Annotated in this window: 8 protein-coding genes; all 8 read left to right on the top strand. The window is 35.2% G+C overall.

Going from position 1 to position 13,516, the window contains the following annotated elements; genetic code table 11:
- The coding region (locus E1163_RS12235) for a hypothetical protein (RefSeq protein WP_155172057.1) at positions 1-861 on the top strand (861 nt) is incomplete at its 5' end.
- Between the two features lie 2 nt (positions 862-863).
- The gene (locus tag E1163_RS12230; protein ID WP_155172055.1) at positions 864-2,432 is read left to right on the top strand and encodes an AMP-binding protein; all 1,569 of its coding nucleotides are present in this window, start codon (positions 864-866) and stop codon (positions 2,430-2,432) included.
- 3 nt (positions 2,433-2,435) lie between these two features.
- Positions 2,436-2,702 carry an acyl carrier protein gene (locus E1163_RS12225; protein WP_155172054.1) on the top strand — a complete coding sequence of 89 codons (267 nt, stop codon included), beginning with the start codon at positions 2,436-2,438 and terminating at the stop codon, positions 2,700-2,702.
- Positions 2,703-2,901: 199 nt separating this feature from the next.
- Positions 2,902-3,615, top strand: a complete 714-nt coding sequence (locus tag E1163_RS12220) for an iron-containing redox enzyme family protein (RefSeq protein WP_155172052.1) — start codon at positions 2,902-2,904, stop codon at positions 3,613-3,615.
- Positions 3,616-3,932: 317 nt separating this feature from the next.
- Positions 3,933-5,309, top strand: coding sequence for a nicotianamine synthase family protein (locus tag E1163_RS12215; protein WP_155172050.1), 1,377 nt, complete (start codon positions 3,933-3,935; stop codon positions 5,307-5,309).
- 57 nt (positions 5,310-5,366) lie between these two features.
- Positions 5,367-6,281 carry an amidohydrolase family protein gene (locus E1163_RS12210; RefSeq protein WP_155172048.1) on the top strand — a complete coding sequence of 305 codons (915 nt, stop codon included), beginning with the start codon at positions 5,367-5,369 and terminating at the stop codon, positions 6,279-6,281.
- Positions 6,282-6,859: 578 nt separating this feature from the next.
- The gene (locus tag E1163_RS12200; protein ID WP_155172044.1) at positions 6,860-9,913 is read left to right on the top strand and encodes a cyclic peptide export ABC transporter; all 3,054 of its coding nucleotides are present in this window, start codon (positions 6,860-6,862) and stop codon (positions 9,911-9,913) included.
- Positions 9,914-10,054: 141 nt separating this feature from the next.
- Positions 10,055-13,516, top strand: a 3,462-nt coding sequence (locus E1163_RS12195) for a condensation domain-containing protein (protein WP_155172042.1), incomplete at its 3' end; no start/stop codon positions are given.

The raw sequence follows: 13,516 nt of genomic DNA, 5'->3' as shown, positions 1-13,516 counted from the left end.
GAACATATTCCAGCAATGTTTGATAGCCGTGAAGACTATCTTATGTTCACTCAAGCTGTACTTGGCTTGGAATACTTAAAAATTGAGACCGAAAACAACCATGAAGAGCTTTTAGACAAGCTCATCAAAAAAATGCTGGGTTCCTGTGAAATCAAGCCTGAAGATATTGATCTCATTATATTGACTGAAGAAAAAAGATTAGACACAAAGAAAAACTTAGGCAAATATATTCAACATAGGTATTCTATGGCTAATGCATTTGTGCTCAATATTTCTGGTAACCATTGTGCCAATATGGCCTATGCCTGGACCATGGTTAATAAATGTTTTTCTCATACTGACCATATCAAGAATATATTAATTCTTAATGCTTCCATTACGGATGCCATATGTGATCGGGTAATCGGTACTTATGGCGTATTAAGTGATGGAGCTGGGTTGATGTTACTTAAAAAAGAAAGAGGAATTTGTAGTCTTTTGGATACTGTGGCATTATCCAAAGGAGCATTGAACAAAGTAGATATGAACCAAGATAATTCCATTACTCACCTAAAATATACTAACAGAAGTATTATGGAGTTATTAACCAGAAACGCTGTCCAAATTAATCAGGTGAAAAAGATCATAACTCAAAATGCTAACCCCATGTTGCTAACAAATGCTCTTGCAGCAGAATCATTTGATCTTGACAGGATTTTTATAGACAATATTGGACGGTTAGGTCATATTGATAGCGTGGATTTTATAGTGAACCTTAAAGATGTTATTGATAGTGGCACTCTTAATAAAAACGACTTACTAGTAGCCTTTAACATGGGGTGGGCAGGCAGCTATGTTTCATCTTTGATAAGCCTGAATTGACGATGAATTTAAATAACCTCTTAAATAAGATTAAAAGCTCTGAAGAAAACCGGCTAGAATATTATGAGGGTGGTACAAAACGAATCAAGAGGTTTAAGGAAGTTTATGTGGATGTAGTAAAGGTAGTGAACCTATTTACCGATTTTGGTTTACAAAGGGGTGAACGTATCGGGATATTGGGCACTAACTCTTATGAATGGATAATTATTGATTTAGCCTGCGTAATTAAAGGTTTGGTCACCATACCATTTGAAACCACAAAAAAGAATGATGTTGCTCAACTGATCAGTGAATTTAATTTGAGTTATTTCTTTACAAACATTAAAGAACACTATAGAAAGCATGACAACGGCAAAGTTCTGACCTTTTCTTATATTATAGAGCAGGCAAATGATTCCCGACCAATCGATAGTGAACCATATGACGATAACGACGTTTTTACAATAGTCTCCACATCTGGTACCAGCGGAAAATCCAAGTTCGTTGAGGTACGAAAACTAAGCTTCGATCACCTCGGGACAAAGACTAATGAACTCTTTAATTTTGAAAAGGAGGATAGGTTTTTGGTGTTTTTACCTCTCAGTATTTATTTGGAACGGTGTTATATATACTCAGCCATTCTATTAGGATTCAACGTAATACTTACTCCATTTGAATATATATTTTATTCAATACAAAATGATAGGCCATCCGTTATAATTGGAATACCCTATTTTTTTGAAAACTTTCAAAGAGTATTTTTAGAGAAGGTAAATGAGAGATGGTTGAACAAGGCAGTCTTTAGATCATACCTTTTTCTTAAACGGATAAATTTAGGGTTCTTATTTAAGAATAAATTTGCTCCATTCATTAAAGCATGGGGTGGTAATATTAGGTTTTTACTTACAGGTGCAGCCCCTATAAGAAAAGACACTCTCCATTTTTTTAATGATTTGGGAATAACGCTGTATGAGGGGTATGGATTGACCGAGATAGGAGGTATGGTAGCACTAAACGCTCCTGGAAGAGTCAAGGTTGGGAGTGTAGGTAAGCCTTTTCCTGATAAAGATGTTTTTACTGATGAAGATGGTCAAATAATAGTTAAAAGTAATTTTTTAGCCAATAGTAAATATTTGATCTCAACAGAGGAAGAGAATACCAAAACATATTTACCAGATGGCAGCGTGGCAACGGGCGATTTGGGGTATTTTGATGATGATGGGTATTTATTTGTTCATGGAAGGCTCAAAGACTTAATTGTAACATCCACTGGTAAAAAAGTTCATCCTACTTATATCGAGGAGGTATTAATAAACTCTGGCTTTTTTAAAAACTGCCTAGTATATGGTGAAAAGAGGCCTTATTTGGTAGCTATTCTTATACCAAAGGACAATAGTCTCGAGAAAGGGGAATTGAAAAAAATAATTAATGAAATCAATGAACGTTTGTCTGACGAGCAAAAAATTATAGACTTCCTCCCAATAGATGAGACGTTCACTATAGAAAATAAGATGTTGACCAATACATTAAAGATCAATAGACCGAAAATATTGGAGAAGTATAAAGAAGAAATTGAAAATCTATACAATTAAGAAATGGAGCAAATAGAACAAGCGATTCATAAGAATCTGAGCAAGCTTATTAAAAGGGAAAAACTAAAAGATATAAATGATGAAACATTAATCAGAGAAGACTTATCTGTTGATTCATTAAAAATGATCTCACTTTTTATGTCTATTATCAATGAACTGGGGCTCGAAATTACTGAATTTCCCGATGCAGACATTACCGAATTTCAATCAATAGGGGATCTGAAAAGAATGCTGGTCAAGGTTGTTGAGGGCAAATCTTCAGCATCATAACCTACAAGACTTTGTAAAAAATTGCCGCTAAAACAAGAGAAAGTTAAGATTCAAAGGCTATAAATTTTACTTAGGTTTAAGAATTTTACTTTCACTGCTATTTAATATAGATCTTGAAAGTTGATATTGGTAATATTCACTCGCACAGTTAATTGCTTCACTAAACATAGTTAAAATTTTAATTTAAAATTTATTTGTTATGCTAGACAGAAAAACGTTCTACAACGAGTTGGAACAAAATCTTCATTCAAGATTAAAAGAGGACCACCCTATTATTGATGAATTGTTTGAGAAGAAAGATCCGGAATTGCTCCGAATAATGATTAAACAAGGTTACCAGTTGACCAAAGTCTTCGCAATATATGTTGGTGGACTTTACTACAGATGCCCCATAGCGAAGTATCGTAAAAAATTTGCTCTTAATGTTTATGAAGAGGAAACAGGTAAAATCAGTGGTACAAATGGGCACTTAGAGTTATTAGATAGATTCGTGAAAGCAGTAGGCATTTCTAAGGAAGAGTTGGATAATGTTGAGGTAAATCCTGAAACGCAGGCATTATTAGATTATCGTTTCAAATTAATAGAAGATCCCAAGTCTTTCCATAAAGCTTGTGCTGCTGTAATGATAGCCAGTGAGGGTCAAAACCTAGAAGATAGAGTAGGAACCATGAGACGAGAAAAAATGGCGGAAGAGTTCGGTCTAGATATTGACGATTTGATTTTCTTTAAGGTTCATGCCGAAGAGGATGTATACCATGTGAGAGATGGGTTAAACTGTACAGCTGATGTTTGTACAACAAAACAGATGCAGGATGAAGCTATCCAGACTATTCATGATACTTGTGATATGTTCGATAGACATTATGACGGCATATTAAGAGAGTATAGAAAGTCCACTGCAGCTATAGCCTAAAATATTAAGGCCCGGTTTCAATGGTCGGGCTTTTCTTCAAAAAAATTAATATGTAAAGTTGAGAGATTTTAGACTAAATACATTATTTGAATAGTGATTCAAGCTTATGATTGTTCATATGAAGGATCTAGATGTATTAGGTCTAAATGTCATGCTACTTTAAAAATCATTTTTAAATAAACTAAAGCTGTTCTAAGCAGTTAAAGCATACTTTGCCTCTAATCGCTATTTTGAATGCATGACTATTGGACAATAAATCAGGTGTTCTTTGAACAGATCTCATACGATTACTTGCGTTTACTAAAATTTTAAAGATTATGATCAGTGCGAATACACTTGCTAAAGAGAATGAAACAGTTGGTTGGACAACTGTAACCGATTTAATTACGCATATATGTGATAATCGCTTGAAATTCAATGAGTTAGATATGTCCATTAGAGCTTTAGAGGATGAGATATTTAGAATGGATAATCAAAGCGAGCGAGTTTGTGAGCGACTATACAATTCCATTTCTAATGAAGAAAAAAAGAGCCTTAATGATAAATATTGTGAATGGGAAACGGCTGTCGAATGTCGATTTTCTGAAGATATTTTAAACGCCAAAATATCTGACTATAAACAATACCCATTATACAAAAGATTCTATAATCTTATATCAAAAGAAGTTAAACTACTGGAGTCCCATGACTATGATAGCATGCTTTTCATTGGAAGTGGGCCATTTCCTATTACAGCCATCCTTCTACATGAACTCACCGGTAAAAAAATTGACTGTTTAGAAAGGGATTCAGAAGCGGCCCAAATGTCAATAGAAATATTAAAAAAATTGGGTTTTGATGGTAAAATTGAGGTACATGTCGGAGAAGGTGAATCCTTCAGTTTGGAAAATTATGATGTCATTCTAAACGCTCTTCTTGCCAAGCCTAAATGGTCTATAATGAAGAATATTAAGAATAGGTGCCCTAATTCGATAAGAGTACTTTGCAGGACCAGTTATGGATTGAGAAGAATATTGTATGAAGCAACATCTTCAAATGCGACACACGGATTCCACCAACTTGGCGTTCAGATTGCAACGGAGGGTGATACTATATCAACACTTCATTTGGTTAACAGAGAAGATATCTTGAATGATATTTCTTTAGAGTGGTTGAATAAAATAAGTAATCAGGACAAAGGAATGATACTAGAACTTATGAATAGTGTTATCCAATCAGATAATCATAATGGATTTCTACGTCCAATATCTGAAGATGATATATATTTTAAAGTTTTAGAAAATGATTTAAGACTGGGACTTAAATCAATCTTGATAATTAAAGATAGACATAAAATTTTAGGACAAATGGTATTGAACCAGTCTTACCTAGATACTTATAAACATCGTGCTGATATTTCTACTTTAATGATCCACGAATCTGTAAGAGGTAAGAACATTTCTTTAAAAGTCGTTGAAGCACTTATCTGCCAATGCGAGAATTTGGACATTAAATACCTTACTTTGGATGTAAGAGCAGGTAGTAAGGTGTCTTTACTTTGGAAGTACCTGGGTTTTGAAAAATATGGTGAATTGCCTTGCTATTCGAGAACGGGAGAGGAGAAGTACCGCGGAATATTTATGTATAAAGATATCGAATCTTTAAAAACATTATTAGAAAGAAGGTTGAAAGGCTTATACAATCATACCCAGTAAGATATAATCAACTAATCATTGCAAATTATAAAAAGTGTTGTAGAGCTAAATATAATTATGATTGTAGACATACATACACATCTTGCATATCACAAAATATTCCCTGAAAGATTCATAGAAGAAGTAAGTGCGAAATTGTTAACAGATAATATCCAGCAAAATCGTTTTGTCTTGCAACTTGTAAAAAATAGCCTGAAAGATATGGACGGAGAATCGTTCATAAAGAAAATGGATGAGAGCGGTATTGATAAGTCTGTATTGTTAATAGCTGATTTTGGATATTTTTTAGGTGAGCCTGAGTTCACTCTAGAACAGATGTATGCGCTACATTATGAAGTTAAGAAGAAATTCCCGGATAGGATATTTGTCTTTAGCGGTGTTGATCCAAGAAGGGGGCAGGCATATATAGATCTATTTAAGGATTCCATCACTAAGTATAGTTTTGATGGATTAAAGTTATACCCTCCATGTGGCTTTGAATTGGACGATTCGTGTGTTTATCCGCTTTATGACATTTGCAAACAATACAATATTCCTGTTCTCACTCACACAGGACCTTCTCTTAATTCTATGCGTACTGAAGAGAAATATCCCCAAAGCATTTTAAATGTTTCCAGAGAATATCCTGACATAAACTTTATTCTGGCCCATGCTGGTGCCAGGTGTATAGAGCAGACAATAGACACCATCAAAAAACGGGATAATATTTATTGCGATATATCCACATTTCAGGCTACGATGACGCAAGATGAGATGGAAGTTAATTTTCGCAAAATGATGGATAGTTGTCCTGATAACTTGCTTTTTGGAACGGATTTTCCAATGTTTATAATGAGTACATCTCAAAAACAACTTGTGAATTCGGTCAAGTCTTTAAAAAAAATTACAGATAAAGAAAAGGAGAAGTTACTTTGCCTAAATGCTCAAAGAATTTTGGGCATTGAAAATGAAGTATTGGGCCACGAATATTAGAAGAACCTAATTATGTAGCCTCGTTGTAGTGGAACAATATTTAACAAACCGTTTATAATTTTAAATCAATGAGAAAGATAACGACATTAGTACTAACGACGCTGCTAGTCTTAGCTGTTGCTTGTGAAAGTAAGCAAAAAACACAGGACAAGCAGGACACTATTGTAGAGGAACCGATTGAAAAAACATCGATATCATCAGAAAGTCCAAACTTAGAAACTATTGAACAAACTACAGCAGGAGATAGTGTTAATGTTTTAGCTGAAGCATTTGTGTGTCCCCCCTGTAATTGCTCCATGCATGATTCAATTTTTGTAGAGCCGGGAGTGTGTCCTCAATGTAGTATGAAACTCATACCACATGATCATTGAGGAGGGGAACTGAATAGGTTTATTTGTTCAGGGCTGATTTAACGATGCAATAGAAAATGTATACTCAATGCTGGTCTATAAAAGCCAATGCCTATTGATATCTGTTGTTGTTATTATCACTACTATTTCCTACTGCTTATAATACTCTATCTGAATGTTTAAACAGCAGTCTATTATGACCTGTATTTACTATTGATTTATGTCTGTATGGCAAAATATTTATCAATAAACATTATTATAATTATACTTTTTGCATTGACCTGTAGGTTGAGTTTTTCACAGAGCTTGAGCGAAAACCAATTTTTTAGGGTTGCTGAACCAATTATAAGGGAATCAATGGAAGAAGGTGATATTCCTGGTTTGAGTGTAATAGTCGTCAATAATGGACAGTTAATACTCAAATCATATGGCTATTCGGATTTGAAAACTGGTACAAAAGTCAATAGCAAGACTTTGTTCCAGTTAGGCTCGTGCAGCAAAGCTTTCACTGGGTTGGCTATTAGTAAATTGGTCGCACAGGGATTGATTGATGTGGATAAGTATGTGTCTGACTATATTCCTTGGTTTCAAGTGCATTTCGAAGGAGAAGATCAAAAAATTAAAGTTAGGCATTTAATATATCACACGAGTGGTATCCCATGGAGTACCATCTCTAAGATACCAGTGCTTCAAGGTGAGAACGCCCTTGAGCTAACAATCAGAAAATTAGTTAATCAGGAATTATCTGAAGTTCCTGGAAAAAAATATGAATATGCAACCATTAACTATGATATACTTGCTCTAATTCTTCAAAAAGTTACTAACATATCTTTCGAAGAGTATATGAAAAAAGACGTTTTAGAAGAATTATCTCTATCGGGCACAACAGTAGGTATACCCAACTCTCCAGAACTTATGTCTAAAGGATATAAAATTGGTTTTTTTAAGGCTAGAGAATTTGAGGCTCCGGTTTATCAGGGAAATAATGCAGCAGGATACTTGATATCCAATGCCGAAGACATAGGAAGGTGGCTCAAATTTAACATGGGATACATTGATTCTGAAATGAAAAAACTTCTGCCCATAACACATCAAAGAGACAAATCTGTAGCATTACACGGAATGTCAGCCTATGCTTATGGATGGCAAATAGCGCTTGATGGAAGTGGTGAGGTGTATCATGATGGGCTAAACCCCAATTACTCTTCATATATCACATTCAGACCGGATGATAATATTGGAGTAGCTGTTTTAGCAAATTCTAATAGCCCTTTTACTAGTGTTATCGGTGATAAACTTATAAAAGTTCTTGCAAGAGAGGAAATACCTAGTACGTACGATCCTGGAGACAGAGGTGATAAAACATATGTAAGTGTGTCTATCGCACTAGGTTTTTATATGCTAGTCGTGGTTTGTTTTCTGTTGTTTGTATTTCTTGGTATCGTGAAACAGGAGAGGGTATTTGAAGGACTCACTTGGCACAAGTTAGGTAGATTGCTGTTATGTCTTATAGCGATATGCCCATTTTTACTAGGTTTTTATCTTCTTCCTAGAGCATTGTTCAGCTTTACATGGGAGTCAATATTTGTATGGACACCAATGAGCTTCGAAGTAATGATTTGGTCTATTTTATTGGCAATTTCATTAAGTTATTTGGTTTATTTCATCACAGTTTTTTTTCCGGAACAAAACGAATATAAAAGGAAGGCCCCACAAATTCTTTTGATGAGCATACTTTCAGGTTTATCAAATGTGATTGTCATTATGATGGTTACTTCGGTTATTGACAGTGACATTGATATTAAGTTTTTAATTTTTTATTATGTTCTTACTATTGGGGTTTATCTTTTGGGGCGAAGATATGTTCAGATTAACCTGATTAGATTTACTAGAGGACTAGTCTATGACTTAAGGATTCAGCTTATTGATAAAATATTTTCTACGGCTTTTGAAAAGTTTGAAACAATAGACCGAGGACGTGTTTATACTGCGTTAAATGACGATGTAAATACTATTGGCAACTCAACTAATCTCTTTGTGACACTTATTACCAGTATTATCACTGCTGTAGGGGCCTTTCTTTACCTAGCTTCTCTAGCCTTTTGGGCAACACTTATAACAATTTTACTTATAGTCACCATTGCAACCCTATATTATTTCGCAGGCCAGAGTACCAATATTTACTATGAGAAAGCCCGAGATTCTAGAGACGTATTCATGCGTTTGATAAACGGAATGATTGATGGGTTTAAGGAGATTAGTTTACACCTTAATAAAAAAAATGAATACAAAAATGATGTAGCTGATAGCGCCGGGGAATATAGAGATAAGATATCCAAAGCAGATATCATGTTTGTTGATGCATTTCTTGTAGGAGAATCGCTTTTGGTAGTGTTGTTGGGTGTAGTGTCAATTGGAATGCTGGAACTTTTTCCAAATGTAGGTATGTATACTGTAATCAGCTTCGTAATAGTTCTACTATATTTAATAGGTCCTGTTAATGGAATATTGGCAGCTGTACCATCTTTAATTAACCTGAAGATAGCTTGGAAAAGAGTGAAGAGCTTCATAAACGAGATTCCATCAAGTTTGGATTTAAATGGAACTCATGGGAGAGTTCCTCAGGTTATTGATAAACTCGAAATCAGAGATTTAAGATTCAACTATAAAAACAGAGAGGGACAAGAAGTATTTGGAGTTGGCCCCTTTAATTTAAAATTTAATCGGGGGGAGGTTGTTTTTATTATTGGAGGAAATGGTAGTGGTAAAACTACATTTGCAAAATTATTAACTGGGCTTTATACATCCCATGAAGGTAAGCTTCTGATAAATGGTGAAATAGTACAGCCGTCTGAGTTAAGTGAGTATTTTTCAGCAGTTTTTAGTCCGCCATATCTTTTTAATAAACTATACAACATTAATGTTGAAGAAAAAAAAGCTGAAATAGATAAGTATATGACTTTACTAGATCTGGATAAGAAGGTCAAAATTGATCATAATGGATACAGCTCGATTAAATTGTCTAGTGGGCAAAGGAAAAGGTTGGCGCTATTACAATGTTATATTGAGGATATGCCTATTTATTTATTTGATGAATGGGCTGCTGATCAAGACCCGGAATATCGAAATTTTTTTTATAGATCACTTCTCCCTGAGATGAAAATGATGGGGAAAATAGTTGTTGCCATTACACATGATGCTCATTACTTTGACGTTGCAGATAGAGTATTGAGAATGGAAAATGGGCAACTTGAAGAGTGTTCGACTAATGTGCTAGCTTAAGAAGAAATAATTTAACGGACACTCATCGGAAAGAATACTAATAGATAAATGTTTTCATTGTCGATACTCTGGATCATTTACAAATACGGCCTTTGAGGCAGTCGTGCCCTTGCTTTTTGACAACCCAAAAGTATATATGATATGTATAATACACTTATTGATGTATTAATTTCGAGAAAGTCTCTTGACACAAAAGGAATAACTTTTATTCATAGAAGTGACTTTGAAGAGTTTCTTTCATACAAAGAGCTATATGTGGATGCATTACGAAGTCTAGCTTATCTACAAAGTAAAGGGATCGACACTAAACAAGAATTAGTATTTCAAATTGAAGATAACAGGACATTTATTACTGTATTTTGGGCTTGTATTCTAGGGGGGATTATTCCTGTACCATTGACTTTAGGGCAAAACGATGATCATAAACAGAAGTTATACAACGTATGGGAAATCTTAAGTAACCCAAGTCTTGTCATTTCCAGTGCGTCATTAGCTAAGGTCGAACAATTTGCAAATGATAATGGGTTAAATCACAAGTTTAAGGAGATGGATGAATCTGTTATCTATCCCAAAGAAATACTATCCTGTAAATCATATGGCGATGTCATTCAAGCTAACGAAGATGACATCGCATTTATACAGTTTTCTTCCGGTTCTACAGGAAATCCAAAAGGAGTTGTATTAACTCATAAAAACTTACTTGTTAATATGGCCTCCATTAGTCATGGCGGTCGGTACACCTCTGATGATTCCATGCTCAGCTGGATGCCATTGACCCACGACATGGGTTTGATAGGTTTCCATCTGAACCCTTTGTTCTGTGGTATGAATCAATTCATCTTACCCACAAATTTATTTGTGAGAAGACCCTCAATATGGTTGCATAAGGCTTCCGAGCATGGTGTAAATATTTTATGCTCACCAAATTTTGGCTACAGCTACATTTTAAAGCATTGTGGGGACTCATCTAAATATCAATGGGACCTGTCTAATATAAGGATCATTTTTAATGGAGCTGAACCAATTTCTGAGCCAGTGGCTAATGACTTTTTAGAGTTGCTATCAATACATGGTTTAAATAAAACAGCCATGTGCCCGGTATACGGTTTAGCGGAGGCCAGCCTGGCAGTAACCATGTCGAATGTAGAAGACGAAATGTTGTCCTGCCATTTGGATCGAAGTAGATTGAACTTAGGAGACAATATCTCAATCACCTTGTCAGGAGAACAAACCATAACCTTTGTAAATGTGGGTAAGCCAGTGAAAGACTGTTTTGTAAAGATTGTAGATGAGGCAAATAAAGAATTAGATGAGGAGTCAATCGGTCATATCCAGATATCCGGAGATAATGTTACATCAGGGTATTATAACAATCCTGTCGAAACCAAAAAGACAAAAATTAATGATCAATGGCTTAGAACCGGAGATCTGGGTTTCATGAAAGGTGGTTGTCTGTTTATCACCGGTAGGGCTAAAGATATTATTTTCATTAATGGACAAAATTATTACCCTCATGACATTGAAAGAGTAGCAGAGAACGTTGAATTTATTGAGCTTAATAAAATTGCTGTAACCAGTTGGTATAACGATAATAGAGAGCAACAAGAAGTAATAGCTTTTGTCTTTCATAGAGGAGGACTTGATAAATTTATCCCAACGCTTGAATCACTAAGATCTTTGATTAGTATCCGAATGAATATAGATTTGGATCGAATAATTCCTGTTCGAGAAATGCCCAGGACAACAAGTGGAAAACTCCAAAGGTTTAGACTGCTCCAAAAATTTACCAATGGAGATTTTGATGAGCAAGAAAGGGAATTGCATTGGTTACTTAAGCAATATAATTCCAGCAATAATAGGTTAGGGGCTCAAAATGATTTAGAAAGAAAAGTCTTAGTTTTCTGGAAGCAGGTTTTAGGACACAGTAATATAGGGGTTACTGATAACTTTTTTGAAGTCGGAGGAAATTCGCTGAAAGCCGCAGAACTTGGCATGATGTTCTTAAAGGAGTTCAATGTCGAACTGCCCTTATCTATACTTCTAGAAAGATCAACCGTAAGGAAGCTCGCCTCGGTATTGTCTGAATTAAAATCACAGCAATATAATGCAATTCCTAAAGCTGATTTTCGCGATCGATATCCTTTAACCACTTCTCAAGCCGGTATTTTTTATTATTGGGAATTAGATAAACAATCTATCGCTTATAATATCCCAGTAGTCATAGAACTTCAAAACTCCATCGATTCTAATGTCCTGAAAAAAACAATTGACCGACTGATAGAAAGACATGATGCCTTAAGAATGTCTTTAAACCAACTGCCTGAACCCTATTTTTCAATCAACGATCGTGTGGAATTTAAACTACAGGAGGAATCGGTAGATAGGGATGACTTAGATGAACTACTTAAAAGTTTAGTCAAGCCATTTGATCTTTCGAAGCCCCCACTTTTTAGGATTGTACTTATTGAAACGTTGGGAGAGGAGTACTTTCTCTTTATGGATTTTCACCATATTATTGCCGATGGCATATCTGTTAATAATTTCGTCAAAGAATTGTTTAACCTTTACTATGGAAAGTCATTGTCAATTATCAATACTTCTTTTGCAGATTATGCTATTTTTCAATCCGATGCAGGTCAACATGACGAGCCATCTTACTGGCAGGCAGAATTGAAACACGGACTTCCAGTTCTGGAGTTGCCTACAGACTTTTCAAGACCCTTAATGCTGTCAGGGAAAGGGGGGAGAACGCTCAGGATTATTGATGCTGGTCGTTCTGAGAAAATTCGTAGTATGGCAAAAAAATGCCACTGCACATCACACGCTTTCATACTTTCAATCTACTATATTCTTTTGGCCAAATATACTCAACAAGATGAGTTTGCTTTAGGCATTCCTGTGGCTGGTCGTCTTCATCCTGATATTACTGACACTCAAGGAATGTTTGTAAATAGTTTGCCTTTAGTAATGAAGGTGACAGGAGGTATGTCTTTTTTTGATTTTCTACAGCAGGTTAAAAAAAAAGTCAATCAGACTTTCGCTCATCAAAATTATCCATATAACAATCTCATTCAGATGATTAGGCGTAGTAGAGATATTAGCAGGAATCCTTTATTCGATTCTATGTTTATCTATCAGAATATGACGTTTCCTAAGCTCGATCCCGGGGAAAATGTACTATCCAGGCACTTTTTCGATCCGGAGTTTTCAAAATTTGACCTTTCGTTGGAAGTATTCGACTGTCAAGATACTTTTCATTATTCCTTCGAATATTCAACCGACTTGTTCAAGAAAACGAGCATTGAAAGGCTGCAGGAGCATTTTGATAATTTGATAGATAGGGTTCTCTTTAATCCGAAGGAGTTAATCGCTGAGCTACAAATTCTTTCAGAGGAAGAAGTCAATAACTATCTGGTAGCCTATAATACTACTAAATCTGAATACCCATCAGAAAAGTGTATCCATCAGTTGTTCGAAGAACAGGTGGAAATGCATCCGAAAAAGTTGGCGATTGAATATGATGGAAAATCGCTGAGTTTTTCTGAATTAAATAAAAAAGTCAATGTCTTGGCGAATCATTTAAGAAATGAAGGTGTCGGACAG

Origin of the sequence: Fulvivirga kasyanovii, assembly GCF_009711405.1 — a bacterium.
GTDB lineage: Bacteria > Bacteroidota > Bacteroidia > Cytophagales > Cyclobacteriaceae > Fulvivirga > Fulvivirga kasyanovii.
The sequence above is the reverse complement of the archived record's forward strand: the minus strand, read 5'-3'. Positions and strand labels throughout refer to the sequence as shown.